This window comes from Pseudomonas sp. MIS38 (assembly GCF_019891575.1).
Lineage (GTDB): Bacteria > Pseudomonadota > Gammaproteobacteria > Pseudomonadales > Pseudomonadaceae > Aquipseudomonas > Aquipseudomonas putida_A.
This window is the reverse complement of record NZ_JAFLXF010000006.1, coordinates 116227-141151: the sequence shown is the minus strand read 5'-3', so window position 1 is coordinate 141151 and position 24925 is coordinate 116227. Positions and strand designations below refer to the sequence as shown.

The 24925-nt window shown below is 60.6% G+C and carries 26 protein-coding genes; 18 read left to right on the top strand and 8 right to left on the bottom strand.

The genetic code is table 11. The annotated features are described in order from the left end of the window. Positions 1–15 precede the first annotated feature (15 nt). Entirely contained in the window at positions 16–1518 is a 1503-nt protein-coding gene (nhaB, locus tag J1G18_RS09675) for a sodium/proton antiporter NhaB (protein WP_096796548.1), read from the top strand. 317 nt (positions 1519–1835) lie between these two features. Here the strand turns inward: nhaB and J1G18_RS09670 are convergent, their stop codons facing one another. From J1G18_RS09670 to gnd, 3 genes are read right to left on the bottom strand one after another with little or no spacing between them, the layout of a single operon-like run. Next, positions 1836–2645: an HAD family hydrolase gene (locus J1G18_RS09670; protein ID WP_223007562.1), complete on the bottom strand. Its 810-nt coding sequence runs from the start codon at positions 2643–2645 to the stop codon at positions 1836–1838. Then, on the bottom strand, positions 2642–4165 hold the full coding sequence (gene zwf / locus J1G18_RS09665) for a glucose-6-phosphate dehydrogenase (protein WP_210557244.1): 1524 nt from the start codon (positions 4163–4165) through the stop codon (positions 2642–2644). The genes J1G18_RS09670 and zwf overlap by 4 nt, the downstream gene beginning before the upstream one ends. Next, positions 4162–5142, bottom strand: coding sequence for a phosphogluconate dehydrogenase (NAD(+)-dependent, decarboxylating) (gene gnd / locus J1G18_RS09660; RefSeq protein WP_098964149.1), 981 nt, complete (start codon positions 5140–5142; stop codon positions 4162–4164). The genes zwf and gnd overlap by 4 nt, the downstream gene beginning before the upstream one ends. Positions 5143–5416: 274 nt before the next feature. Between gnd and J1G18_RS09655 the strand changes: the two genes are divergently transcribed. Both J1G18_RS09655 and J1G18_RS09650 read left to right on the top strand, forming a co-directional pair. Next, positions 5417–5599 carry a DUF6026 family protein gene (locus J1G18_RS09655; protein ID WP_007964649.1) on the top strand — a complete coding sequence of 61 codons (183 nt, stop codon included), beginning with the start codon at positions 5417–5419 and terminating at the stop codon, positions 5597–5599. A 199-nt stretch (positions 5600–5798) separates the two neighbouring features. Then, a complete protein-coding gene (locus tag J1G18_RS09650) occupies positions 5799–7547 on the top strand; it encodes a phosphoethanolamine transferase CptA (RefSeq protein WP_135295891.1) in 1749 nt (582 codons plus the stop codon). Between the two features lie 341 nt (positions 7548–7888). On the opposite strand, the gene galU is transcribed toward J1G18_RS09650, so the two are convergent. Further along, positions 7889–8728 carry a UTP--glucose-1-phosphate uridylyltransferase GalU gene (galU, locus tag J1G18_RS09645; RefSeq protein ID WP_007912230.1) on the bottom strand — a complete coding sequence of 280 codons (840 nt, stop codon included), beginning with the start codon at positions 8726–8728 and terminating at the stop codon, positions 7889–7891. Between the two features lie 258 nt (positions 8729–8986). Between galU and J1G18_RS09640 the strand changes: the two genes are divergently transcribed. Both J1G18_RS09640 and J1G18_RS09635 read left to right on the top strand, forming a co-directional pair. Further along, positions 8987–9172, top strand: a complete 186-nt coding sequence (locus J1G18_RS09640) for a hypothetical protein (protein WP_007964653.1) — start codon at positions 8987–8989, stop codon at positions 9170–9172. A gap of 151 nt (positions 9173–9323) precedes the next feature. Continuing rightward, a complete protein-coding gene (locus tag J1G18_RS09635) occupies positions 9324–9611 on the top strand; it encodes a hypothetical protein (protein ID WP_007964655.1) in 288 nt (95 codons plus the stop codon). A gap of 3 nt (positions 9612–9614) precedes the next feature. On the opposite strand, the gene J1G18_RS09630 is transcribed toward J1G18_RS09635, so the two are convergent. Both J1G18_RS09630 and J1G18_RS09625 read right to left on the bottom strand, forming a co-directional pair. Next, complete coding sequence (locus J1G18_RS09630) at positions 9615–9845, bottom strand: hypothetical protein (protein WP_007964656.1); 231 nt, start codon at positions 9843–9845, stop codon at positions 9615–9617. Positions 9846–9917: 72 nt separating this feature from the next. Continuing rightward, on the bottom strand, positions 9918–10274 hold the full coding sequence (locus tag J1G18_RS09625) for a hypothetical protein (protein WP_027612690.1): 357 nt from the start codon (positions 10272–10274) through the stop codon (positions 9918–9920). Positions 10275–10486: 212 nt separating this feature from the next. Here J1G18_RS09625 and J1G18_RS09620 point away from each other — a divergent pair, with 212 nt between their 5' ends. The 5 genes from J1G18_RS09620 (at position 10487) to ada (ending at position 13621) form a co-directional block, all read left to right on the top strand. Further along, entirely contained in the window at positions 10487–10789 is a 303-nt protein-coding gene (locus J1G18_RS09620) for a DUF1883 domain-containing protein (RefSeq protein ID WP_024164475.1), read from the top strand. A 30-nt stretch (positions 10790–10819) separates the two neighbouring features. Further along, the gene (locus J1G18_RS09615; RefSeq protein ID WP_096796544.1) at positions 10820–10990 is read left to right on the top strand and encodes a hypothetical protein; all 171 of its coding nucleotides are present in this window, start codon (positions 10820–10822) and stop codon (positions 10988–10990) included. A 95-nt stretch (positions 10991–11085) separates the two neighbouring features. After that, the gene (locus tag J1G18_RS09610; RefSeq protein WP_223007561.1) at positions 11086–11796 is read left to right on the top strand and encodes a 2OG-Fe(II) oxygenase; all 711 of its coding nucleotides are present in this window, start codon (positions 11086–11088) and stop codon (positions 11794–11796) included. Positions 11797–11801: 5 nt separating this feature from the next. Next, complete coding sequence (gene alkB, locus J1G18_RS09605) at positions 11802–12467, top strand: DNA oxidative demethylase AlkB (protein WP_096796583.1); 666 nt, start codon at positions 11802–11804, stop codon at positions 12465–12467. A gap of 86 nt (positions 12468–12553) precedes the next feature. Then, positions 12554–13621, top strand: coding sequence for a bifunctional DNA-binding transcriptional regulator/O6-methylguanine-DNA methyltransferase Ada (ada, locus tag J1G18_RS09600; RefSeq protein ID WP_223007560.1), 1068 nt, complete (start codon positions 12554–12556; stop codon positions 13619–13621). On the opposite strand, the gene J1G18_RS09595 is transcribed toward ada, so the two are convergent. Beyond that, positions 13618–14076, bottom strand: coding sequence for a GyrI-like domain-containing protein (locus J1G18_RS09595; RefSeq protein ID WP_223007559.1), 459 nt, complete (start codon positions 14074–14076; stop codon positions 13618–13620). The two genes, ada and J1G18_RS09595, sit on opposite strands and share 4 nt — an antisense overlap. Before the next feature lie 61 nt (positions 14077–14137). Further along, positions 14138–15121 (bottom strand): MDR family oxidoreductase, encoded by a 984-nt coding sequence (locus tag J1G18_RS09590; protein WP_223007558.1) that lies wholly within the window; start codon positions 15119–15121, stop codon positions 14138–14140. 188 nt (positions 15122–15309) lie between these two features. Between J1G18_RS09590 and J1G18_RS09585 the strand changes: the two genes are divergently transcribed. The 8 genes from J1G18_RS09585 (at position 15310) to J1G18_RS09550 (ending at position 24808) form a co-directional block, all read left to right on the top strand. After that, positions 15310–17772, top strand: coding sequence for an autotransporter (locus J1G18_RS09585; RefSeq protein WP_223007557.1), 2463 nt, complete (start codon positions 15310–15312; stop codon positions 17770–17772). A gap of 101 nt (positions 17773–17873) precedes the next feature. After that, complete coding sequence (locus tag J1G18_RS09580) at positions 17874–18938, top strand: NAD(P)H-dependent flavin oxidoreductase (RefSeq protein ID WP_223007556.1); 1065 nt, start codon at positions 17874–17876, stop codon at positions 18936–18938. 168 nt (positions 18939–19106) lie between these two features. Further along, a complete protein-coding gene (gene modA / locus J1G18_RS09575) occupies positions 19107–19874 on the top strand; it encodes a molybdate ABC transporter substrate-binding protein (protein ID WP_223007555.1) in 768 nt (255 codons plus the stop codon). Beyond that, positions 19875–20555: a molybdate ABC transporter permease subunit gene (gene modB / locus J1G18_RS09570; protein ID WP_003225407.1), complete on the top strand. Its 681-nt coding sequence runs from the start codon at positions 19875–19877 to the stop codon at positions 20553–20555. Positions 20556–20558: 3 nt separating this feature from the next. Then, positions 20559–21638, top strand: coding sequence for a molybdenum ABC transporter ATP-binding protein (gene modC / locus J1G18_RS09565; protein ID WP_223007554.1), 1080 nt, complete (start codon positions 20559–20561; stop codon positions 21636–21638). 69 nt (positions 21639–21707) lie between these two features. Beyond that, the gene (locus tag J1G18_RS09560; protein WP_223007553.1) at positions 21708–22736 is read left to right on the top strand and encodes a DNA topoisomerase IB; all 1029 of its coding nucleotides are present in this window, start codon (positions 21708–21710) and stop codon (positions 22734–22736) included. 145 nt (positions 22737–22881) lie between these two features. Further along, on the top strand, positions 22882–24507 hold the full coding sequence (locus J1G18_RS09555; RefSeq protein ID WP_223007552.1) for an ABC-F family ATP-binding cassette domain-containing protein: 1626 nt from the start codon (positions 22882–22884) through the stop codon (positions 24505–24507). Positions 24508–24577: 70 nt separating this feature from the next. Further along, positions 24578–24808: a hypothetical protein gene (locus J1G18_RS09550; protein WP_027612678.1), complete on the top strand. Its 231-nt coding sequence runs from the start codon at positions 24578–24580 to the stop codon at positions 24806–24808. Positions 24809–24925 lie beyond the last annotated feature (117 nt).

The window sequence follows — 24925 nt, the reverse complement described above, 5'->3', positions numbered from 1 at the left end:
TACAAGGAGCAACCGATGTCCGGTTCACTGGCCCAGGCGTTCGCGCATAATTTTCTCGGGCACTCGCCCCGCTGGTACAAGGCGTGCATCGTAGGGTTCCTGATCCTCAACGCCGTGGTGCTGTTCACTGTCGGCCCGGTCGCCGCTGGCTGGCTGCTGGTGATCGAATTCATTTTCACCCTGGCCATGGCCCTCAAGTGCTATCCATTGATGCCCGGTGGCTTGTTGCTGATCGAAGCCCTGCTGCTGAAGATGACCTCACCACAGGCCCTGTACGATGAACTGGTGCACAACTTCCCGGTGATCCTGCTGCTGATGTTCATGGTCGCGGGCATCTACTTCATGAAGGATCTGCTGCTGTTTCTGTTCTCACGGTTGCTGCTGGGCGTGCGCTCCAAGGCGCTGCTGGCGCTGATGTTCTGCTTTCTCTCAGCTTTTTTGTCGGCGTTTCTCGATGCCTTGACCGTCACTGCGGTGATCATCAGCGCGGCGGTCGGCTTCTATTCGGTCTACCACCGCGTGGCCTCGGGCAATGATCCGCGTCAGGACAGCGAATTCAGCGACGACCGCCATCTGCCGGCCCTGCACCATGAAGACCTGGAGCAATTCCGCGCATTCCTGCGCAGCCTGCTGATGCACGGCGCGGTCGGCACCGCACTCGGTGGGGTCTGCACCCTGGTGGGTGAGCCGCAGAATCTGCTGATCGGTCATGAAATGGGCTGGCACTTCGCAGAGTTCTTCCAGAAAGTCGCGCCGGTTTCGTTGCCGGTGCTGGCGGCGGGTCTGGTGACGTGCGTGCTGCTGGAAAAACTGCGCTGGTTTGGCTACGGCACCCTGCTGCCGGACAACGTCCGCGCCGTGCTGGCCAATTACGCCGCCGAAGACAACGCCGAACGCACCCCGCGTCAGCGTGCCGCCCTGCTGGTGCAAGGCGCTGCCGCATTGATCCTGATTGGCTGCCTGGCGTTTCACGTCGCGGAGGTCGGGCTGATCGGCCTGATGGTGATCGTGCTGATCACCGCGTTCACCGGCATCACCGACGAGCATCGTCTGGGCAGCGCGTTCAAGGACGCCATGCCGTTCACCGCATTGCTGGTGGTGTTCTTTGCCGTGGTCGCGGTGATTCACGATCAGCAACTGTTCGCCCCGTTGATCCAGTGGGTGCTGGCGCTGCCGGCGGAACAACAGCCGGGCATGCTGTTCATCGCCAACGGCCTGCTCTCGGCGATCAGCGATAACGTGTTCGTCGCCACGATCTACATCACCGAAGTGAAACAGGCTTTCCTGTCCGGGCACATGAGCCGCGAGCATTTCGAGACCCTGGCGATCGCGATCAACACCGGCACCAACCTGCCAAGCGTGGCGACGCCGAACGGTCAGGCGGCATTCCTGTTCCTGCTGACCTCGGCGATTGCGCCGCTGGTGCGCCTGTCGTACGGGCGGATGGTGTGGATGGCGTTGCCGTACACCGTAGTGATGGGGTTGCTGGGCTGGTATGCGGTGAGTTACTGGCTCTGACAACACGCGATAAAACTGTGGGAGCGGGCTGACGGAGTGTCAGGCACTTGATGTGTTGACTGATGCACCGCATTCGCGAGCAAGCTCGCTCCCACATTGTCAGGGCGGTGAGCCAATGGCGCTGGCAACTCTCGATCAACCGGTATGAGCAGGCTCACTCCCACATTGGCAGGCGCTCAGCCAATGGCTCTGACTACACGCGATTAAAACTGTGGGAGCGGGCTTGCTCGCGAATGCGGAGTGTCAGGCACTTGATGTGTTGACTGATGCACCGCATTCGCGAGCAAGCTCGCTCCCACAGTTTGTTTCCGGGTGAATCAGCGACCGAGGATGTACTTCTCGATCGCCTGCGCCACGCCGTCGTCGGTGTTTGGCGCAGTGACCACGTCAGCCTGGCGCTTCACCGCCTCTTCCGCCTGCCCCATGGCAATCGACAATCCCGCGCAATGGAACATCGCCGGGTCGTTGCCGCCATCGCCAATCGCGGCGGTCTGCGCCAGCGGGATATCGAGGTGCGCGGCAATGGTTGCCAGTGCGGTGCCCTTGTTGGCCTCCAGCGCCGTCACGTCCAGGTACACCGGTTGCGAACGCGAAACCTGAGCCATGCCGCTGACTTTGGCTAACAGGCGCGCCTCAAGCTCGATCAGCAGATCGGTGTTGTTACTGGTGGCGACGATTTTGTCGATGCGCTCCAGGTACGGCTCGAAACTCTCGACCACCACCGGCGGATAACCGAGGCCGTGCTGTTCGCGCGGCACCATCGGCCCGTGCGGATCCTTGAGCAACCAGTCGCCACCGCTGAACACCCAGATCTCCACATCCGGTTGGTCAGTGAACAACGCCAGAGCAATCAGCGCGGTCGGCACCGGCAGGTAATGCGCCACCAACAGACTGCCATCCGGATTGACGATGGTGCCGCCATTGAAAGCGGCGGTCGGCAGATCGACGCCCAAGGCTTCGATCTGCTGCAACATGGCTTTGGGTGGGCGCCCGGTCGCCAGACTGAACAACACGCCGGCCTCGCGCAGCGAACGAACGGCGTCAATGGTGCGCTGGCTCAGACTGTGATTGGGCAGCAGCAGCGTGCCGTCCATGTCACTCAATAAAAAGCGGATCGATTCACTCATCCCAGACCATGCCAGACGCGACCGTCGCGAGTCAGCAGATCATTGGCGGCTTGCGGGCCGTCTTCCCCGGCAGCGTAAGTCTGCACACTCGCATCCTGTTGCCAGGCATCGAGGAAGGGCTGCACCGCGCGCCAGCCGTTCTCGATGTTGTCGGCGCGCTGGAACAGCGTCTGGTCGCCGGTCAGGCAGTCGTAGATCAGCGTTTCGTAGCCGGTGGACGGCTGCATCTCGAAGAAATCCTTGTAGGCAAAACCCAGCTCGATGTTGGCCATGTTCAACGCCGGCCCCGGCCGTTTGGCCAGCAGGTCGAACCACATGCCTTCGTTGGGCTGGATCTGAATACGCAGATAGGTCGGCTGCAACTCGTCGACCTCGGTATCCCGGAACTGCGCGTACGGCGCCGGTTTGAAGCAGATGACGATCTCGGTGTCGCGCACGCTCATGCGCTTGCCGGTACGCAGGTAGAACGGCACGCCGACCCAGCGCCAGTTGTCGATCATGACTTTCAGCGCGACGTAGGTTTCGGTGTTGCTGTCAGGCGCCACGTTGGCTTCCTGACGATAGCCATTCAACGCTTTGCCATCGACCTCGCCGGCGCGGTACTGACCGCGTACCGAATTGGCTCGTGCCTCTTCAACGCTCCATGGGCGGATCGCGCCAACCACCTTGGCCTTCTCGCCGCGCACGGCGTCAGCGCCGAACGCGGCCGGCGGCTCCATGGCGACCATCGCCAGCAACTGGAACAGGTGATTGGGCACCATGTCACGCAGCGCACCGGTGTGCTCGTAAAAACTGCCACGGGTTTCGACGCCGACGGTTTCGGCGGCAGTGATTTGCACGTGGTCGATGTAATGGTTGTTCCAGAACGCTTCGAACAGGCTGTTGGAGAACCGGCTGACCAGAATGTTCTGCACGGTTTCCTTGCCCAGGTAATGGTCGATCCGATAGATCTGTTTCTCGGACATGACCTTGAGCAGGCAGGCGTTCAACGCTTCGGCAGTTTGCAGATCGGAGCCGAACGGCTTCTCGATGACCACCCTTCTGAACGCTTCCGGGGTTTCCTCCAGCAGTTTGGCCGCGCCGAGACGGCGTACCACTTCACTGAAGAAACGTGGCGCGGTGGCCAGGTAGAACACCGCATTGCCAGTGCCGCTGTCGGCAATTTTTGCCGCCAGCGCGGAATAAGTGCTGTCGTCCAGGAAGTCGCCCTGGACGTAGCTGATGCCTTTGGCGAGCTTGGCCCACAAGACCGGATCAAGCATCTGATCGCCCTTGCCGACTTTCGCCGCCACTTCGGTACGGATGAAGTCTTCGAGTTTTTGCGCGAAGGCTTCATCGGTAATGGCGTTGTGATCAACGCCGACGATCCGCAGATTCTCGTCAAGCAAGCCGTCGCGACTGAGGTTGTACAGCGCCGGCATCAGCAAGCGCTTGACCAGGTCGCCGTGGGCACCGAACAGAAACAGCGTGGTCGGTGGTGCGGGTTCTGCCTTGGATTTCCTGCGGATCGTATGGGTCATTTCTTCGGTGTCTCCACGTGGCCGCCGAAGCCGAAGCGCTGGGCCGAGAGAATCTTGTCGCCAAAAGTGCCCTGCCCGCGCGAGCGGTAGCGCGAGAACAGCGAGTTGGACAGCACCGGAACCGGCACCGCCTGCTCCATGGCCGCTTCGATGGTCCATTGACCTTCGCCGCTGTCCGCCACCGAACCGGAGAAGCCGTCGAGTTTCGGGTCGCTGGCCAGTGCGTCGGCGGTCAGGTCGAGCAGCCAGGACGAGACCACGCTGCCACGACGCCAGACTTCGGCGATGTCGGCCACGTTCAGGTCGAAACGCTGATCTTCCGGCAGACGCTCGCTGGACTTGGTCTTGAGGATGTCGAAGCCTTCGGCGAACGCGGCCATCATGCCGTACTCGATGCCGTTGTGAATCATCTTCACGAAGTGCCCGGCACCGGCAGGACCGGCGTGAATGTAGCCGTGCTCGGCGCGGTGATCCTCGGATTTGCGATCCCTGGTGCGCGGAATGTTGCCCATGCCCGGCGCCAGCGCTGCGAACAGAGGGTCCAGACGGTTCACGGTCTCGGCGTCGCCGCCGATCATCATGCAGTAGCCGCGCTCCAGGCCCCAGACGCCGCCGGAGGTACCGACGTCGATGTAGTGCAGGCCCTTCTCGGCCAGGGTTTTCGCCCGACGAATGTCATCCTTATAGTTGGTGTTGCCGCCATCGATGATGGTGTCACCGGCTTCCAGCAAGTCGCTCAGAGTGTTGATGGTGTCTTCGGTCGGCGCGCCGGCCGGCAGCATGACCCATACGGCACGTGGCTTGGCCAGGCCTGCCACCAGAGCGGGCAGGTCGGCAACGCCGGTGGAGCCCTCGGCGACCAGGTTATCGATGAAAGCGGTATTGCGGTCGTAAACAACGGTGGTGTGACCGTTGAGCATCAGACGTCGCGCAATATTGCCGCCCATGCGGCCCAGTCCAATAATCCCGAGTTGCATGTGCTGATGCTCCTTACTACAAATAAATGTGTGTCATTGGTTATAGCCCAACGCGACTGATGGAGGTTAGTCCAGAGCGTTGCGATGAAGTTTCCGGGCATTGTGCCCGATCCAGACTGATAACGCCCCGAATCCTGCCGAAGACACACCGACCATGAAAAATAAAAAAGTTCCATTCGCGGGCAAAAGAAATCAAAATTGGCGCCGATAGCAACTCCGTAGCCCCGACGCGGGGACGATTTGCAGTTGAGACACGCCATTTGCGAGGTGAGCAATGGGCACAGTACACACAGCAATGCCGCCACAAACCCTGTACGTCACGATCCGTCGCGATGAATTGCGCCAGTTGAAAGACGAGCGCGACCAGTTGAAGCAGGAGCTGGCGCAGCTGCGCTCGCTGACCCAGGGCGCTCAGCCCAAACCTCTGCCGGTGGTCCAGCGCCATCCGCACGCCTGACCTGCCCCGCCAGCTTCGGGAACGGCACCTGTCGTTCCCGACATGATGCTCCCCTCCCCCTGATCGGCAACTAACGAAGTTTTCACACTGCCTTGGTGATACTCCGGCGCATTCTGGCCGTGCGTTTGCGCGCGGCTTCCGTTCGTCGGTTTGATGTAGCGCTCCGACGGTGGTTAGTGACGATGAGCTGGAGTGCTGAATGGCATTGTTCAAACGCAGCAAAACGACTGCGACAGGTTTCGACTGGGCCGGGGTTCTCTGGCTGTTCGCTTTCTTCTGGTATTTCTCGGGCATCACCCAACTGTTGATTCAACTGACCGGTACCTCCGGTTTCAGCGGTTTCCGTCAGGCCTTCGTGATGAGCGCGCTGTGGCTCGCCCCGATGCTGGCGTTTCCCAAACGCACCAAACTGCTGGCCGCGCTGATCGGTATCGTCCTGTGGGCCTGCTCGATGGCCAGCCTGGGTTATTTCTTCATCTATCAGCAGGAATTCTCGCAAAGCGTCATCTTCATCATGTTCGAGTCGAACATCTCTGAAGCCGGCGAGTACATGACCCAGTACTTTGCCTGGTGGATGATCCCGGCGTTCCTTGCCCATACCGCTTTCGCCTATTTCCTGTGGACCCGCCTGCGCCCGGTGTACATGCCCCGAGGCCGCGCGTTCGTGGCTGCGATCGCGATCGTTTTCGCCGTAGTCGGCTACCCGCTGATCAAACAGACCCAACGTACCGGCAGTTTCGCCGGCGGTTTCGAGAAGTTCGAAGACCGTATCGAGCCAGCCGTGCCTTGGCAGATGGCGGTGGCTTACCACCGTTACCTCGACACCCTGGCCGGCATGCAGGACATGCTGCACAGCACCAGCAAAGTGCCGCCGCTGCATAACCTCAAGGTGACCGATGCCGATAAACCGTCGACCCTGGTGCTGGTGATCGGCGAGTCGACCAACCGTCAGCGCATGAGTCTGTACGGCTATGGACGTAAGACCACGCCGGAACTGGACAAGCTCAAGGATCAGCTCGCGGTGTTCGACAACGTCATCACCCCGCGCCCTTACACCATTGAAGCGCTGCAGCAGGTCCTGACCTTCGCCGACGAAGAGAACCCTGATCTGTACCTGTCCACGCCGTCGCTGGTCAGCATGATGAAACAGGCCGGTTACAAGACCTTCTGGATCACCAACCAGCAGACCATGACCAAGCGCAACACCATGCTCACGACCTTCTCCGAGCAGGCCGACGAGCAGGTGTACCTGAACAACAACCGCAACCAGAACGCCGCGCAGTACGACGGTGACGTGATCGAGCCGTTCAACAAGGCGCTGACCGACCCGGCGCAGCGCAAGCTGATCGTCGTGCACTTGCTCGGCACTCACATGAGCTACCAGTACCGTTATCCGCCGACCTTCGACAAGTTCCAGGACCGTACCGGCGTGCCGGCCGGCGTACGTGACGATCAGGTGCCGACCTACAACAGCTACGACAACGCCGTGCTGTACAACGATTTCGTGGTGTCCAGCCTGATCAAGGACTACGCCAAGTCCGATCCGAACGGTTTCCTGCTGTACCTCTCCGACCACGGTGAAGACGTGTTCGACTCCGCCGGCCACAACACCCTCGGCCGTAACGAGAACAAACCGACCGCGCCGATGTACACCATTCCGTTCATGGCCTGGGCGTCGCCGAAATGGCGCGAGAACCACGACTGGAACTTCGCCGCCGACCTGGGCCGGCCGTACAGCAGCTCGCACCTGATCCACACCTGGGCGGACATGGCCGGTTTGAGTTTCGATGAACTGGACCGCAGCAAGAGTCTGGTCAGCGACAGCTTCAAACCACGTCCGCTGATGATCGGCAACCCGTACGAGCGCGAGCAGCGCGCCTTGATCGACTTCAGCCTGATGAAGCCGAAAAAGGTTGACCCTGCCGCAGCGAATGTCGTGCAGCAGTAACCGCTCGGAAGGCATCGGTTTCGAGAGATCGCAACCGGTATAACGCATAAAGAAAAAGCTCCGTATCGCAAGATACGGAGCTTTTTTCGTTTTGGGCGGTCAGGTAGCCCGCTTTATGGGGCTCTACTGTACCGCCTGAGGGAAATCGGAGCAGCCAGCATGCTCGCACGTACCCTCCTCCCTGAAAGAGCAGCCAGCGCGCTCACAGGGCGCCAGTAAATTGCACCACCAGGATCAAGGATTGTTCCAGCACAAAAACAAACGCCCCGAACAAGTCGGGGCGTTTGTGGGTGCGTTCACTTGGGTGCTTTCACACCCTTCGCGATGCAGGTCCGGCGCTATCAGTAAGCCTTGCCGGTCTTGTAGAAGTTCTCGAAGCAGAAGTTGGTGGCTTCGATGTAGCCTTCAGCGCCACCGCAGTCAAAACGCTTGCCCTTGAACTTGTAGGCCATGACGCAGCCGTTCTGGGCCTGCTTCATCAGGGCATCGGTGATCTGGATTTCACCGCCCTTGCCTGGCTCGGTCTGTTCGATCAGGTCGAAGATGTCCGGGGTCAGGATGTAACGACCGATGATCGCCAGGTTCGACGGCGCGTCTTCCGGCTTTGGCTTCTCGACCATGCTGTGTACGCGGTAGATGTCGTCGCGGATCATCTCGCCGGCGATCACGCCGTACTTGCTGGTTTCCTGCGGATCGACTTCCTGGATGGCGATGATCGAGCAGCGGAACTGCTTGTACAGCTTGACCATCTGGGTCAGTACGCCGTCGCCTTCGAGGTTGACGCACAGGTCGTCCGCCAGTACCACGGCGAACGGTTCGTCACCGATCAGCGGGCGACCGGTGAGGATCGCGTGGCCCAGACCTTTCATTTCGGTCTGACGGGTGTAGGAGAACGAGCACTCGTCGAGCAGCTTGCGGATGCCGACCAGGTATTTCTCCTTGTCGGTGCCTTTGATCTGGTTTTCCAGCTCATAGCTGATGTCGAAGTGGTCTTCCAGAGCGCGCTTGCCACGACCGGTCACGATCGAGATTTCAGTCAGGCCAGCGTCCAGAGCTTCTTCAACGCCGTACTGGATCAGTGGCTTGTTTACCACCGGCAGCATTTCTTTGGGCATGGCTTTAGTCGCTGGCAGGAAGCGAGTACCGTAACCGGCTGCTGGGAACAAGCATTTCTTGATCATATAAGTCCTTGAAAGGGCTGTGTGTACGAGTTTCGGCGCAGTCTAATCAGGCGGCGTGCACCTTACAATGCCCCGCACTGGCTAACCGATGCCAACATAGAGAAATATTCTCGCCGATAGTTCCGTTGGCGACTTCGACCCGCGAAAACAGAGTAGCTCAAACACGCAAATGCGCTGCATCACCATACGCTCATCATCCCCCAATGTGAGGATTTGTCGGTATCATGGCGCCTTTGAACCAGCGAACGAGACAGATAGATGGCCGCGGTAAAAATCATCAACGGGTATGTGATCGACAAGAAAGACGGCAAGTGGAACCTGACCACGACCAATGGCGAACACATCGCCGGTCCTTTCGACAGCGAGCAACTGGCGACTGATGTAGCGTCGGTGTTCACTGACACCCCTGCGTCGTCCAAACGCCGTGGCAAAGATCAGGACTGATCTGTTGCGACACGCACCGAGCCCTGCCCTTGTGCAGGGCTTTTTTGTGGCCGCTCGCAGCATGATGAAAACAAGTGGCCAATCGCTATAACCTTTTCATGCTGGCGCTGTCAGAGCGTTTAGCCCCTCCCTCGCTGAAGACGACACACTTATGAACATGAACAGAATGCTGCCGCTGATCGCGGTATTGGCCCTCGGTGGCTGTGCCACCTCGGAAACCACCTACCTGAACAACGGCGAACAGGGCTTGAGCATCGACTGCTCCGGGGAAGCCAACTCCTGGGCCACCTGCTACGAAAAGGCTGACGCCTCCTGCGCCGGCACCGGCTATCGCATCGTCGGTACCGACGGCACGCCGGCGCCCAAGGAGAGTGACAAAACCCTGGGGGTCGACGTCGGCAACTACAAGAACCGCAGTGTGGTGGTGGTCTGCAAATAGACCCTACATGTGGATCTCGGCGAACTTGATCCCGAGCCCGCGCACGACCTCGATCAGGTCGTCTAGCCGGGCAAAGGATTCGACTTCGTCGTTATCGTCCACCAGAAAATAGCTGCGACCGGCGCTCTTCTTGAAAAACACGATCCACTCGCCCGAGTTCGCCGGATTTTGAATCACATGCGTGGCAGAGATAAGGCCCTCTGCATGCCGTTCCCGTACTTGCTCTCGCTTCATGCGCGACTCCAGAAATGAAAATGCCGCCACAGCAAGACTGTGACGGCATCGGTGCTGATGGACGCTATTCTATCAGCCGGAAATACAGGCATTGGCGGCGTTTTGTACGTCACGGGGACGAACCGGCACATTGGACATCCGCTCATGCAGCTTGATGCTGCTGCCGCCGGAACGGTCTTCGATATCAAACACCGCAGCCGCGCCGGTGGAAAATTTCCCGGGAACAATCACTCGCACGCCATCCTTGTGCGGCTGCATCTGCAGCGCGCCGCGGCTGTTGGCAAGCTTGTCGGCCAGGCACTGAGCATACTCATGGGGTTTCTTGCCGGAAATCACGCTCATGGTGGGCAAGGTTTCGTTGATTTCGGAAACACTCGCGCAACCACCCACGACCAACATCAACGGCAGACACACCACACCCCACTTCATACAAATACCTCCCATAAAGACCCTCGGACAGCAGTAATGCCATTTTTCTCCGAGGCTTACTCCATTAAACCCGCATGGAATCGCGAATAACTGTTTTTAATTGTCAAAGCAGCGCTCGACGGCGGGATAATAACCCGTTCGGGCTGATAAACTGCGCCAATCGCACATGCTATCGTTTTGATTTAGTAGAAAAAGCCCTTCTGGAGGCGCCCATGAAATTCATTCACCAGCGCGAGCACCTCAACGAAGACGACATCGTCGTCATCCAATGCTCGCAAACCTGCAACATCCGCTTGATGAACGACGCCAACTTCCGCGCGTTCAAGAACGGCGGCCGCCACACCTACCACGGCGGCGCTTTCGACACGTTTCCTGCGCGCATCACCGCGCCGAGCACCGGTTTCTGGAACATCACCATCGACACCGTCAACCGTCGCGCCATCAGCGTCACGCGCAAGCCGACCCTGACCCACTCGATCAAGATCATCCGCCGCTCCAGCTCCAAACTGAGCTGAGTCGCCCCTGACAAAAAGGTAAGCACGACCGTGGCCCAAACGACCAAATACGTCATCAAATACAAGCTCAACGGTGAACGCCGTTTCGAGTTCGCGCAACTGGAAAACGGCACCGTCGAAGAGGCCAAGGCCGCACTGGATGCCATCCATGGCACCACCGAAGACGTGATCAGCGACATCGCCGTGAGCAAAGCCCTGTAACACCACATTACGGGATTCGACCGCAAGCGGCGGAGTGTTCTGCCGCCGGTATTTGCCCAGACTGACAGCCTCGACCAAAGGGTTCAGGAGTCAGCATGTCAATGTCCCCGTCTCGGCTGGATGCGCTCGATTGGGCAAGCCTCAAACAGCATCTGGATCAATATGGCTATGCCATCGTCCGCTCGTTGCTGTCGGCGCAAACCTGTGAACGCTTGAGCGCCCTGTATTCGCAGACCGAACCGTTTCGTTCGCAGGTCATCATGGCCCGCCACGGTTTCGGTCGCGGGGAATACAAGTACTTCAGCTATCCCCTGCCGACAGCCATCGAACGTCTGCGCACTGCGTTTTACCCGCGCCTGGTGCCACTGGCCAACCGCTGGTACGAACGCATGAATGTGCCTGTACGCTTTCCCGCAACCCATTCCGAGTTTGTGCAGCGCTGTCAGGCTGCCGGCCAACTGCGGCCGACACCCTTGCTGTTGCAATACGGCCCGCAGGACTACAACTGCCTGCATCAGGATCTGTACGGAGAACTGGTTTTCCCATTGCAAGTGGCGATTCTTCTGTCGCAGCCCGGAGAGGATTTTACCGGTGGTGAGTTCGTTCTGACCGAGCAGCGTCCACGCATGCAGTCGCGCCCGCACGTTGTGGCTCTGCACAAGGGTGACGCGGTTATATTTGCAGTCAACCAGCGTCCGGTCAGCGGCACTCGCGGCGATTATCGAGTGACCATGCGTCACGGCGTCAGTCGCCTGCACAGCGGAAATCGGCATACTCTGGGCATCATCTTCCACGACGCATCATGAACACCATGCACCCGACCACCTTCGACCTGTTCGCCGACCACGAACCCGAGCAACAACCCCGCGCCGAGCAGATCGGCGAACAATCGTGGGTGTTGCGCGGCTTCGCCCTGCCGGTGATCGATCAACTATTGCCAGCGCTGGAAGCCATTCTCGCCGTAGCACCGTTGCGCCACATGATGACCCCGGGCGGTTTCAGCATGTCGGTGGGCACCAGCAGTTGCGGAACCCTGGGCTGGATCACCGACCGTAGCGGTTATCGCTACAGCACCGTCGACCCGCTGAGTGGCCAGCCCTGGCCGGCGATGCCAGAAGTGTTGTCGGAACTGGCGCGCAAAGCAGCACAGCGCGCTGAATTTGCCGACTTTCATCCAGACTCCTGCCTGATCAACCAATATGTCCCCGGCGCGAAAATGTCTTTGCATCAGGACAAAGACGAAAAAGCCTACGCGGCGCCGATCGTTTCGCTGTCCCTGGGTTTGCCGGCGATGTTCCTGTTCGGTGGTTTTGCCCGCAGCGACAAGAGCCAGCGCATTCCTCTGCTGCATGGCGATATGGTGGTCTGGGGCGGGGTTGATCGCTTGCGTTTTCACGGTGTGCTGCCGATCAAACCCGGGCGGCATCCGCAGTTGGGCGAACGCCGGATCAACCTGACCTTGCGTGTCGCCGGGTGATCTGAAAAGTTTGACCGCAAGGCCCGGAGTGCTACCAACATTGCCGCTGGTTAACCTGAATCAAACAGGTCAACGGACTACTCGCCATGAAAAAGCTTTCGCCCCTCATCAACGTTGAAACCGATCCACGCTGGGCCGCCGTCGTTGCACGGGACCCGCGGGCCGACGGGCAGTTTGTCTATGCGGTGAAAACCACCGGCATCTATTGCCGCCCCAGCAGCCTTTCACGTTTGCCCAAGCCGCAGAACGTCGAGTTCTTCGAAAGTGCTCAAGCTGCCGAGGCGGCGGGTTACCGCCCAAGCAAGCGCACCAGCAAGGATCAGACTGAAGTCGCCAGCCAGCACGCCGCGACCGTGGCGATGGCCTGTCGGCAGATCGAGTCGAGTGAAACAGTGCCCGCACTCAATGAACTCGCCGAAACCGCCGGCCTCAGCCCTTTCCATTTTCATCGGGTGTTCAAGGCCGCAACCGGCCTGACACCAAAGGGTTACGCGGCGGCGCATCGTTCACGCCGGGTGCGTGAACGGCTCGCGGATGGCGGCACGGTGACCGATGCGCTGTACGACGCGGGTTTCAATTCCAACAGCCGCTTTTATGAGTCAGCCGACAAGGTACTGGGCATGAAGCCCGGCGACTACCGCGCTGCGGGACGCAACAACGACATTCATTTTGCCGTTGGCCAATGTTCGCTCGGGGCGATTCTGGTGGCGCAGAGTGAGCGCGGCGTGTGCGCGATTCTGTTGGGCGACGATCCGCATCAACTGGTGTGCGATCTGCAGGATCAGTTCCGTCAGGCCAACCTGATTGGCGCCGATGCCGGCTTCGAGCAGTTGATTGCCAAAGTGGTGGGTTTCATCGAAGCGCCAGCGCTGGGCCTCGACTTGCCACTGGATGTGCGTGGCACAGCGTTTCAGGAACGGGTGTGGCAGGCGTTGCGGGAGATTCCAGTGGGTCGCACCGCCAGTTACGCCGAAATCGCCCAACGCATTGGCGCGCCAACCTCCATGCGCGCCGTGGCGCAAGCCTGCGGCGCCAACCGTCTGGCCGTGGCAATCCCCTGCCATCGCGTGGTGCGTAGCGATGGCAATCTGTCGGGGTATCGCTGGGGCGTAGAGCGTAAGCGCCAGTTGCTGGAACGCGAAACCCAGTCTTAGCGCACGCCGATGTAGACCGACACGGACTCGGGGCCGGTATAGGCCTCGAAGTCGGTAGCGTAACGGCGCTGAATCTGCGGATTGGCTGCAAAGAAGTCCCAGATCTTTCCCCAGGTCGAGATGACCGCATCAGGCAACGGCCCCTGCGCTTCGAACACCAGATACTCGCCCGCTTCGATCCGCACGGACTCAAAGTCTTTGACTGAAGCATTCACGGCAACGCCAGCGGTAACGTCAAACGCACCCGAAGCATCCGACTCGTAAGCCGAATACACGCCATAAATCGGCGAATGGGCTGACTTGCCGGGAATGGTTTCGGCCAACTCCTCGCCGAAAAACCGGCCCCACATCGGGCCGATTTTCGCGGTTTCGGCTTGGTGCTCTGCGGCGTTGGTGGTGCGAACCTGCAGGCCAGCAACGGTGAAGGCGTCGATTTGCTGTCGTTTCAAATCCATCGAAATTGCGGCTCCCTGTATAGAAGTGCGGCCACACAGGGCCGCAATGACGCCTACTCTGTCAGCGATTGACGTCGACCACAACCCTGCCGCGAAGCTGTCCGGCGAGCAGTTTTGGCGCCGCGTCGATGGCTTCGCTGAGGGCGATTTCATGACTGATCAATGGCAACAGAGCGAAGTCCAGATCCTTGGCCAGACGCGCCCAGGCCTCGATCCGCCGCGCCTTGGGCTGGGTTACGCTGTTGATCCCGGCCAGGGTCACTCCGCGCAGAATGAACGGTGCCACCGATGCCGGAAAATCCATGCCCTGAGCCAGACCGCAGGCCGCCACCGTGCCTTCGGCGCGGGTGCTTGCACAGGCGTTGGCCAAGGTGTGACTGCCGACTGAATCGATCACTGCGGCCCAGCGTTCCTTAACCAAGGGCTTGCCCGGCTCAGACAAAGTTGCGCGATCGATGATCTCGCCGGCGCCCAGTTGCTTCAGGTACTCATACTCAGACACCCGGCCAGTGGACGCCACCACGCGATAACCGAGTTTGCTTAGCAAGGCGATGGCGAAACTGCCCACCCCGCCATTGGCGCCAGTCACCAGCACTTCGCCCTGATCCGGGGACACGCCGTTACGCTCCAGCGCCAGAATGCACAGCATCGCCGTGTAGCCGGCGGTACCGATGGCCATCGCCTGCGCTGCGGTAAACGCCTTGGGCAGAGGAATCAGCCAGTCGCCATTGAGCCGCGCCTTCTGCGCCAATCCGCCCCAGTGACTTTCGCCCACGCCCCAGCCGTTGAGCAGCACTTGATCACCGACCTGGTAATCGGGATGCGAACTGACCTCGACCGTGCCCGCCAAGTCGATCCCCGGCACCATCGGAAACTTGCGCACCACCGGGCTGCTGCCAGTAATCGCCAGTCCGTCCTTGAAGTTCAGCGTGCTGTACGCGACCTTCACCGTCACGTCGCCTTCAGGCAACTGCGCTTCGCTGATCTGCTGCAGGCTGGCGCGATATCCGCTGTCGTCTTTGTCGATCAAAATGCCGTTGAACATGGCTGCCTCTCAATCAATGGATTCAAATCCTCGTGCCCTGAAATAACACAAAGCAACACATTGCCCCACCCGACTTTGCGCCAATTCGCGAATCCGCCCGGTAATTATGAAGCGGGCGGCTATGCTTTTTCGACGGTCGTGCTTTCGCTGCCATCCTGCTGAAAGCGGCCCTGTCGATGGAGCTGACAATGTCTTACCCGCGCTCGTTGCTTGCGATACTGATGCTGTGCCTGCTGACGGTTGGCGACACTTGGGCGGCCCCGGCTACCGCCAGCAAACCTGCTGCTGCCGACGCTGCCGCCAGCGCTCCGACGTGGCCGCAAGTGATCAGCAGCGGCAAGGCCAAACTGACCGTGTACCAGCCGCAACTCGACAGCTGGGATGGCTACACCCTCAATGCCCGGGCTGCCGTCGAAGCCACCGGCGCCGACGGCAAACCCACCTTCGGCATCGTCCAGTTCAGCGCGCACACGCTGGTCGACAAGGCCACGCGCTGGGTTGCACTGGATCAGTACAAGATCATCAAGGCCGACTTCCCTGCCGACGCCAGTCAGGCCGACGTCTGGCTCGGCGCGCTGCAGAAAGATGCCGAAAGTCGCAAGAAAACCATCTCCCTCGATCAACTTGAAGCCGCCGTCGGCGTGCTGTCAGCCGAGCAGAAAGCCGACAGCGCGCCGCTGGAAAACACCCCGCCGACGATCATCAGTTCAGACGTCCCGGCGCTGCTCGTCTACATTGATGGCAACGCCGTGTACCGTGCGGTCGATGGCACCGCGCTGCAGCGGGTGATCAACACCCGCCCGCTATTGCTCAAGGACGCCGAGGGCAAGCACTACCTGCACGTGTTCGATGGCTGGATGGTCGCTGACAGCCTCAGCGGCGAATACACCCGTCTGACCACACCACCGGCCGATCTGGAGAAGGCCAAACAGGCGGCGATCCAGAGCCGTCAGGTCGATCTGCTGACCGGGCAGAGTGATCCGAAAGACAAGGTGCCAAATCTGGCCAAACCGCCGCAGCCGAAAATTTTCATCGCTACCACGCCCACCGAGCTGATCGTCGCCGACGGCGCGCCGCAGTGGCTACCGATTCAGGGCACCAGCCTGCTTTACGTGAGCAACACCACCGGGCACATTTTCAAGGAAATCGGCGACCAGAATAGTTACGTGCTGATTTCCGGGCGCTGGTTTCGCGCTGCCGACATGCGCGGCCCATGGACGTTTACCCCAGCGGACAAACTGCCGGCAGATTTCGCCAACATCCCGGACGACAGCCCGAAAGAGAACGTCAAGGCCTCGGTCGCCGGCACGCCACAGGCCAAGGAAGCCGCGATCGCGGCGACCATCCCGCAAACCTCGGCGATCAAGAAAAGCGCAGTGAAAATGACCGCACCGCAGTTCGATGGCGAGCCACAGTTGAAGGCAATCAACAGCACATCCCTGCAGTACGTGGTCAACAGCGCGACGCCGATTATTCGTGTCGACAACGACAACTGGTATGCGGTGGAAAACGGTATCTGGTTCAGCGCCACCTCGGTGAACGGGCCATGGAGCGTCGCCAGTTCGGTGCCGGCGGTGATCTATTCGATCCCGCCGAGTTCGCCGATGCATTACCTCACCTACGTCAAAGTCTATGAGTCCAGCGGCGACACTGTGGTGGTCGGCTATACCCCGGGTTATCAAGGGTCGAATCTGGATCCGGCCACCGGCGTGGTGGTCTACGGCACCGGTTATCCTTACACGCCGTGGGTCGGCAGCGTCTGGTACGGGCCACCGGTGACCTACGGTTTCGGCGTCGCCATGCGCTATACGCCGTGGACAGGCTGGACCTTCGGTTTCGGCTTCGGCTGGAGCTGGGGCGGCAACACCGTGGCGATGGGTTGGGGCTGGGGCGCTTATCCATGGTGGGGCAATTATGGCTGGGGTTACGCCTGGGGCCCGCGCCTGTACCCCGCGCCACTGGCCTGGGGCGGCGCCGCTTATGGCTATCGTGGCGGTGCTGTGGCCTGGGGGCCCGGTGGCTGGGCAGGCACCACCGGCAACATTTATCGTCAGTGGGGGGATCGCGCGACGGTGAGTCGCTATGGCGCCGGATACAACGCCTGGACCGGCAATCGCTGGGCCGGTCAGGTTGGCTCGTCCTATAACTCGCGCACCGGCATTGCGGCGGCAGGCCAACGCGGCGCGGTGCACAACGCCTACACCGGCAACTACGCGGCTGGACGCAGCGGTGAAGTGGTCGGGCCGAATGGTGGCGCCATCGCCGGTGGCCGGGTCACCGCAGGTAATGCTCGCACCGGCACCCAGGTCACCGCCAATCGTGGCGCGGTGTACAACCCCAACACCGACAAGACCACGCAGTATGCCGGCGTGAAAGGCCGCAACGGCGGCGCCGCACGGGTTGGCGACAACGTCTATGCCGGGCGCGACGGCAACGTCTACAAGAAAACCGACAACGGCTGGCAATCGATGGTCAAGGGCAGCCCGGCCCGCACGGCGCCGGTCAACAACAATGCGCAACTGCAGAACCTCAATCGCGAGTCTGCTGCGCGCAACTTCGGCAACCAGCGCACCAACAACTTTCACAACTCCTCGCAAGTCATGAACCGCTCATTTGGGGGCGGCGGGGGCGGCGGTTTTCATCGCCGCTGATGGCTGCATTGAAAATTCAGACTGGCCCCGAGTCCGGTTTTGCTGTTAAAAAACCGGCTCTGCCGTCCCTGCCCCGTTTCATCGTTCGGAGAACCGCTTTCATGAGCCAATGGCCTGACACTCGCATTCTTGACCTGCTCGGCATCGAGCTGCCGATCATTCAGGCCCCGATGGCCGGCGCCACGACTTCGGCAATGGTGATCGCCGTGTGCAACGCCGGCGGCTTGGGTTCGATGCCTGCCGCAATGCTGAGCATCGAGCAGTTGCGCGAAGAGCTGAAGACCATTCGCGAGCACACCCGCAAACCGTTCAACGTCAATTTCTTCTGCCACCAGCCACCGGCCGCCGATGAACAGCGCGCGCAAGACTGGAAAAACCTGCTGGAGCCGTACTACCGCGAATTGGGCGTGGATTTCGACGCACCGACACCGGTTTCCAACCGCGCGCCATTCGATGCGGCAGCGTGCGCCGTGCTCGAAGAGTTTCGTCCTGAGGTGGTGAGCTTTCACTTTGGTCTGCCGGAAAAATCCCTGCTGGATCGGGTCAAGGCCACTGGCGCGAAAATCCTCTCGTCCGCCACCACTGTCGATGAAGCGGTATGGCTTGAGCAAAACGGTTGCGACGCGATCATCGCCATGGGTTACGAGGCTGGCGGGCATCGCGGGATGTTTCTCTGCGATGATTTGAGCAGTCAGGTCGGCACCTTTGCGCTGGTGCCGCAGATCGTCGATGCGGTCAAGGTGCCGGTGATCGCTGCCGGCGCCATTGCCGATGCACGCGGTGTCGCCGCAGCATTGGTACTCGGTGCGTCAGCGGTGCAGGTCGGCACCGCGTATCTGTTCACCCCGGAAGCGAAAGTCAGCGCCTCGCATCACCAGGCGCTGCGCAGCGCCAAGGAAAGTGAAACTGCGATTACCAACCTGTTCACCGGCCGCCCGGCTCGCGGCATTCTCAATCGGGTGATGCGCGAAATCGGCCCGATGTCACCGAATGCTCCGGCCTTCCCGCTGGCCGGCGGGGCGCTGATACCGTTGCGTGCCAAAAGTGAAGCGCAGTTCAGCAACCTCTGGGCCGGTCAGGCGTTCCCATTGGGCGAAGAGCTGAACAGCGCTGATCTGACCCGGCAACTGGCGGATGGCGCTCTGGCAAAACTGCTCCGCCGCTGATCCGGCGCAGGGTGAGACATGGCACCACCTCACCCTGTGTTCACCAGCACTTCCTGTTTAGCGGCATTTCGCTATATATTTCGCTATATAGCGTTCCACCCTTCGCATCGGTGCAGTCCACCTCCAACAATAACTGCCCTCTGCACTCGCCCATAACGGAGCTGTTACATGACCATTCGTGCCTCACGTTTTGCCCCAACCTGCCTGGCCTTCCTGCTTGCGGTATTCGCCTTCGGTACCGCTCAGGCTGATGAAGTGCAAGTGGCGGTTGCCGCCAACTTCACCGCGCCGATCCAGGCAATTGCTGCCGATTTCGAAAAAGACACCGGGCACAAACTGGTCGCCGCCTACGGTGCCACCGGTCAGTTCTATACCCAGATCAAAAACGGCGCGCCGTTCGAAGTGTTCCTCTCGGCGGACGACACCACGCCGGAAAAACTGGAAAAAGAAGGCGACACCGTCAAGGGTTCGCGCTTCACCTACGCCATCGGCACCCTGGCGCTGTGGTCGGCGAAAGAAGGTTATGTCGACGCCAAAGGTGAAGTCCTGAAGAAGAATGAATACCAGCACCTGTCCATCGCCAATCCGAAAGCCGCGCCATACGGTCTGGCCGCTACTCAGGTGCTGGAAAAACTCAATCTGACTGAGGCGACCAGGGCGAAGATCGTCGAAGGCCAGAACATCACCCAGGCCTACCAGTTCGTGTCCACCGGCAACGCCGAACTGGGTTTTGTCGCACTGTCGCAGATCTACAAGGACGGCAAGGTCACCAGCGGTTCGGCGTGGATCGTTCCAGCGAGCATGCACGACCCCATCAAACAGGACGCGGTGATTCTCAACAAAGGCAAGGACAGCGCCGCCGCCAAAGCGCTGGTTGAATACCTCAAGGGTCCGAAAGCCGCTGCGGTGATCAAGTCCTACGGTTACCAGCTCTAAATGTCGCTGACGAGTGCCGACTTCGCGGCGATCTGGCTGACCCTGAAACTGGCGTCCCTGACCACCGCTATCCTGCTGGTCGTCGGCACGCCGATTGCCCTGTGGTTGTCGCGCAGCCGTTCCTGGCTGCGTGGCCCCATCGGCGCAATCGTCGCCCTGCCCCTCGTACTGCCGCCGACCGTGATCGGCTTTTATCTGCTGCTGGCGATGGGGCCCAATGGCTTTCTCGGCCACTTCACGCAATGGCTGGGTCTGGGCACTCTGACCTTCAGTTTTACCGGGCTGGTGATCGGTTCGGTGATCTATTCCATGCCGTTTGTGGTGCAACCGTTGCAGAACGCGTTCTCCGCCATCGGCACCCGCCCACTGGAAGTGGCCGCGACCCTGCGCGCCAATCCCTGGGACACTTTTTTCAGCGTGATCCTGCCGTTGGCCCGCCCCGGTTTCGTGACGGCGGCGATCCTCGGTTTCGCGCATACCGTTGGTGAATTCGGCGTGGTGCTGATGATCGGCGGCAACATTCCCGACAAGACGCGCGTGGTCTCGGTGCAGATCTACGACCATGTCGAGGCGATGGAATATGCCCAGGCCCATTGGCTGGCCGGGGCGATGCTGGTGTTTTCGTTTCTGGTGTTGCTGGCGCTCTACTCCAGCCGCAAGACCCGCGCGGGCTGGAGCTGATCGATGATTGATGCACGTCTGAAAATCACTTATCCGGGTTTCAGCCTGGATGTCGATCTGCACTTGCCGGGGCGTGGCGTGACTGCGCTGTATGGTCATTCCGGGTCGGGCAAAACCACTTGCCTGCGCTGTATCGCCGGGCTTGAGCGAGCCGAGCAGGGTTTCATCCAGATCAACGACGAAGTCTGGCAGGACAGCGAACGGCGGATTTTTGTCCCGCCGCACAAACGTGCAATCGGTTACGTGTTCCAGGAAGCCAGTTTGTTTCCGCACCTGTCAGTGCTGGCCAACCTGCAATTTGGCCTTAAACGCATTGCCAAGGCCCAGCGCCGGGTCGACATGGCGCAAGCCACCGAACTGCTGGGCATCGGTCATTTGCTGGAGCGTCATCCGCAGCATCTGTCCGGCGGCGAACGCCAACGTGTCGGCATCGCCCGCGCGCTGTTGACCAGCCCGAAACTGTTGCTGATGGATGAGCCATTGGCCGCTCTCGACAGCCAGCGCAAAAACGAAATCCTGCCGTACCTGCAACGTCTGCACGACGAGCTGGACATCCCGGTGCTTTACGTCAGCCATGCGCAGGATGAGGTCGCCCGCCTGGCCGATCATCTGGTGCTGCTCAGCGACGGCAAGGCCCTGGCCAGCGGCCCGATTGGCGAAACCCTCGCGCGCCTTGACCTGCCAATGGCGTTGGGCGATGACGCCGGAGTGATCATCGAAGGCCAGGTCAGCGCCTATGATGCCGAGTACCAGTTGCTGAGTCTGCAATTGCCGGCGACTGCCATGAACATCCGGGTGACTCACGCGCCGATGGCGGTCGGTCAGGCCCTGCGCTGCAAGGTGCACGCCCGCGATATCAGTCTGGCCCTGCACAACAGCGAGGCCAGCAGCATCCTCAATCGCTTGCCGGTGATCGTGGTCAGCGAGCTGGCGGCGGACAATGCCGCGCATGTGCTGATTCGGCTCGATGCCGGCGGCACACCGTTGCTGGCGCGGATCACGCGGTTTTCCCGGGATCAGCTCGGCATCCACCCGGGCCAGCATTTATGGGCGCAGATCAAGGCCGTCGCCGTGCTGGCCTGAATTGGTTGGCACGACGGCCACGGCGCGCGGTCAATCGCTGTAACAGAGCGATTCGCCAAGGACACCGCCATGCCCGACACCGCACTAGCCGACGTCTTACCGCCCGACCTGCATTACGTCGACGATACCCAACCCGGCCTCACCCGTAAAAAGCTGCGCGGCAAGTTCGCCTATTTCGATCCGGCCGGGCAGCGCATCACCGACCCTGATGAGATCAAACGGATCAATTCGCTGGCAGTGCCGCCGGCCTACACCGACGTGTGGATCTGCGCCGATCCGCGTGGCCATTTGCAGGCCACCGGACGCGATGCCCGGGGCCGCAAGCAGTATCGCTATCACCCGCGCTGGCGCGAGGTGCGTGATGCCGACAAGTACTCGCGCTTGCGTGAGTTCGGCCTGGCGCTGCCGAAGTTGCGCAAACAGCTCGAAACCTTGCTGGACGCCCCCGGCTTCAGCCGCGACAAAGTCATGGCCACGGTCATCACACTGCTCGACGCCACATTGATTCGTGTCGGCAATACCCAATACGCGCGGGACAACCGCTCCTATGGCCTGACCACCCTGCGCAGCCGACATGTCGAGGTCAACGGCAGCGCGATTCTGTTCCAGTTTCGCGGCAAAAGCGGCATCGAACACCAGATCACCGTCAAGGATCGTCGCCTGGCGCGCATCATCAAGCGCTGCCTGGAAATCCCCGGACAGAATCTGTTTCAGTATCTGGACGAAAACGGCGAGCGGCACACCGTCAGTTCCCATGACGTCAACAGCTACCTGCAAACCCTCACCGGTGCCGACTTCACCGCCAAGGATTACCGCACCTGGGCCGGCAGCGCACTGGCTCTGGCGGTATTGCGCGAACTGCAATGGGAGTCGGAAGCCGAGGCGAAACGGCATGTGGTGGAGATGGTCAAGAGCGTGTCCAAACAGCTGGGCAACACCCCGGCGGTGTGCCGCAAGTGCTACATCCATCCGGCCGTGGTCGAGCGTTTCCTGCTCGGCGCGCTGGCCGAACTGCCACGCCCTAGGGTGCGCAAGGGCTTGCGCTCCGAGGAAGTGGCGCTGGCGATGTTTCTCGAGCAAATGATGGACGCGTCTTGATCGCGGCGGATGGGTGATCTAGGCTAGCCACCTTTCCCCCGTCCGGACGACCGCAGACAGTGAACAATCAAGCCTTCTGAAAATGTAATCGCGATAAGCGCTGAATAGCGCCTGTCAGTCTTCACGACATTTTTCGGAGGTGCCGATGACTCACGTCTGGCGCACGCCTGCCCTCGTCTCGCTGAATCAAACCAGTTTTCAGTTCGCTAATGGCGAGACGATTTTCAACGACCTGAATCTGCAATTCGATCACACCCACACCGCCATCGTCGGGCGCAACGGCGTCGGTAAAAGCGTGCTGGCCAAGCTGATCGCCGGGCACTTGCAACCAACTGCCGGTAGCGTCACCTGCTCGGTTCCATTGGCTTATGTGGCGCAAACATTCACCGCCGATGCGCGGCAGACCGTGGCCGACGCCACCGGCACCGCCGCCGCCCTTCGCGCATTGCAACGGCTGCAGTCTGGCGAGGCGGCAGCAGAAGATTTCGAGATCCTCGGCGAGCGCTGGGATCTGCCCGAACGTCTGCGCCAATCGCTGGATAACGCCGGTCTGCCGGACATTGCTCCCACGGATCTGACCCAACCGCTGAGCGTCGGCCAGCAAGCGCGGCTGGCGTTGATCGGGGCGCTTCTGAATCCGGCGCATCTGTTGGTGCTGGATGAACCGACCAACCATCTCGACGGCCCCGGCCGCGACTGGTTGATGAGCGAACTGGAACGCTGGCGCGGCGGATTGATCGTCATCAGCCACGATCGGCAATTGCTTGAACGCATGCAGCGTATCGTCGAGCTGACGCCGCTGGGTGTCACGGTGTACGGCGGCAATTTTTCCGCTTACCAGCAGCAACGACAAATCCATCAGGCAGCGGCGCAAGCGACGCTGGATCAAAGCCGAACCGAGCGCCGGCGCGAGCAGCAGCGCTTGCAAAACGAGCACGACACCATCCAGCGGCATGCCGCCCGCTCACTGCGCAATGCCAAAACCGCCAACGTCTCAGGCTTCGAACGCGCCGGCCTCAAAGGTGCGGCGAGGCAGATCATGGGCCAGGTGCGTCATGGTCATCAGCAGCGCAAATCGGAGCTTGATGCACGGGTGCGCGATGCCTATGCCAAAGTGCTCGCGGATGATGCGGTGCTGATGAACCTGCCCGGCAGCGCAGTGCCTGCTGCGCGCAGAGTCTGCTCGTTGATTGATACGTGCCTGCCATGGCTGCCGGCGCAACCGTTCAATCTCACGCTGAGCGGTCCTGTGCGCGTCGCCGTCATTGGTCCGAATGGCTGCGGCAAATCGACGTTGCTCAGAGTGCTCGCGGGTCAACTGCATCCCGCCAGTGGCGAATGCATCACCCATGTTCCTGCGGCTTATCTGGACCAGCATCTGAAGCTGCTGGATGACCGTCTCAGCGTCATCGAGCAACTGCTCGCGCTGCAGAGTCGGTTGAGTGAGAGCGAATTGCGCAGCCATCTGGCGCATCTGCAACTGGACGCGCAGCGGGTCACCCGACCGAGCGCTTCACTGAGCGGTGGAGAACGTTTGAAAGCCGCGCTGGCGGTGGCCTTGTGGGGCAAGACATCTGCGCAATTGTTGCTGCTCGATGAGCCGAGCAATCATCTGGATCTGGCATCGGTTCAGGCTTTCGAGCAGGCATTGCAGACGTTTCCCGGCGCAATTGTTGCGGTTTCCCACGATCCTGAGTTTCTACAAGCGTTGAGTCCGACGCACCGCCTGGATTGGCATGCCACGGAGTGGCGGCTGCAACCGACGAACTGACTGGCTATTTTTTGCACGATTGGCCAAGGCTTCTATAGTTGATCTGACACCTATTTGCTGTGGTGACGCCATGGAAGACATCTTTGTCGTAAAACGCTGCAACAAGATCATCATTCACGGCCGCCGCGCCGGGGAAAGTAAGCATGAACCCGCTGAGGCCAGCAGTTGGTTTCGGATCAACGACACCCGCACCGGCGGCTTCATCGGCGACGGCTACGATCTTGAGGAAGATGCCCGACGCGAATGCCGACGGCTCAATGCGGCCAGCTCGCCGCTGCCGGCGCGACAATCGGCCGGCTGATGCAATTGACAGGCGGGGTCTATACTCAAAGCAGCTGACGGACCAGCGCCCCAACGGCAGAGAGCTCGCAGCCCGCGGGCTTTTTGCTGCCTCTCAACGGTTTGTCTGAACGGAGGT

Excerpts from the sequence above, each read along its gene's own strand:
- J1G18_RS09655 (WP_007964649.1), top strand. The coding sequence starts at position 5,417 with ATGGGCACAGTACACACAGCAATGCCGCCACAAACCCTGTACGTCACG.
- J1G18_RS09635 (WP_007964655.1), top strand. The coding sequence starts at position 9,324 with ATGAACATGAACAGAATGCTGCCGCTGATCGCGGTATTGGCCCTCGGT.
- J1G18_RS09640 (WP_007964653.1), top strand. The coding sequence starts at position 8,987 with ATGGCCGCGGTAAAAATCATCAACGGGTATGTGATCGACAAGAAAGAC.
- J1G18_RS09550 (WP_027612678.1), top strand. The coding sequence starts at position 24,578 with ATGGAAGACATCTTTGTCGTAAAACGCTGCAACAAGATCATCATTCAC.
- modB (WP_003225407.1), top strand. The coding sequence starts at position 19,875 with ATGTCGCTGACGAGTGCCGACTTCGCGGCGATCTGGCTGACCCTGAAA.
- J1G18_RS09555 (WP_223007552.1), top strand. The coding sequence starts at position 22,882 with ATGACTCACGTCTGGCGCACGCCTGCCCTCGTCTCGCTGAATCAAACC.
- J1G18_RS09610 (WP_223007561.1), top strand. The coding sequence starts at position 11,086 with ATGTCAATGTCCCCGTCTCGGCTGGATGCGCTCGATTGGGCAAGCCTC.
- J1G18_RS09650 (WP_135295891.1), top strand. The coding sequence starts at position 5,799 with ATGGCATTGTTCAAACGCAGCAAAACGACTGCGACAGGTTTCGACTGG.
- J1G18_RS09595 (WP_223007559.1), bottom strand. The coding sequence starts at position 14,076 with ATGGATTTGAAACGACAGCAAATCGACGCCTTCACCGTTGCTGGCCTG.
- J1G18_RS09670 (WP_223007562.1), bottom strand. The coding sequence starts at position 2,645 with ATGAGTGAATCGATCCGCTTTTTATTGAGTGACATGGACGGCACGCTG.
- J1G18_RS09585 (WP_223007557.1), top strand. The coding sequence starts at position 15,310 with ATGTCTTACCCGCGCTCGTTGCTTGCGATACTGATGCTGTGCCTGCTG.
- alkB (WP_096796583.1), top strand. The coding sequence starts at position 11,802 with ATGCACCCGACCACCTTCGACCTGTTCGCCGACCACGAACCCGAGCAA.
- J1G18_RS09625 (WP_027612690.1), bottom strand. The coding sequence starts at position 10,274 with ATGAAGTGGGGTGTGGTGTGTCTGCCGTTGATGTTGGTCGTGGGTGGT.
- galU (WP_007912230.1), bottom strand. The coding sequence starts at position 8,728 with ATGATCAAGAAATGCTTGTTCCCAGCAGCCGGTTACGGTACTCGCTTC.
- modC (WP_223007554.1), top strand. The coding sequence starts at position 20,559 with ATGATTGATGCACGTCTGAAAATCACTTATCCGGGTTTCAGCCTGGAT.
- gnd (WP_098964149.1), bottom strand. The coding sequence starts at position 5,142 with ATGCAACTCGGGATTATTGGACTGGGCCGCATGGGCGGCAATATTGCG.
- J1G18_RS09630 (WP_007964656.1), bottom strand. The coding sequence starts at position 9,845 with ATGAAGCGAGAGCAAGTACGGGAACGGCATGCAGAGGGCCTTATCTCT.
- J1G18_RS09560 (WP_223007553.1), top strand. The coding sequence starts at position 21,708 with ATGCCCGACACCGCACTAGCCGACGTCTTACCGCCCGACCTGCATTAC.
- J1G18_RS09620 (WP_024164475.1), top strand. The coding sequence starts at position 10,487 with ATGAAATTCATTCACCAGCGCGAGCACCTCAACGAAGACGACATCGTC.
- modA (WP_223007555.1), top strand. The coding sequence starts at position 19,107 with ATGACCATTCGTGCCTCACGTTTTGCCCCAACCTGCCTGGCCTTCCTG.
- J1G18_RS09590 (WP_223007558.1), bottom strand. The coding sequence starts at position 15,121 with ATGTTCAACGGCATTTTGATCGACAAAGACGACAGCGGATATCGCGCC.
- zwf (WP_210557244.1), bottom strand. The coding sequence starts at position 4,165 with ATGACCCATACGATCCGCAGGAAATCCAAGGCAGAACCCGCACCACCG.
- ada (WP_223007560.1), top strand. The coding sequence starts at position 12,554 with ATGAAAAAGCTTTCGCCCCTCATCAACGTTGAAACCGATCCACGCTGG.
- nhaB (WP_096796548.1), top strand. The coding sequence starts at position 16 with ATGTCCGGTTCACTGGCCCAGGCGTTCGCGCATAATTTTCTCGGGCAC.
- J1G18_RS09580 (WP_223007556.1), top strand. The coding sequence starts at position 17,874 with ATGAGCCAATGGCCTGACACTCGCATTCTTGACCTGCTCGGCATCGAG.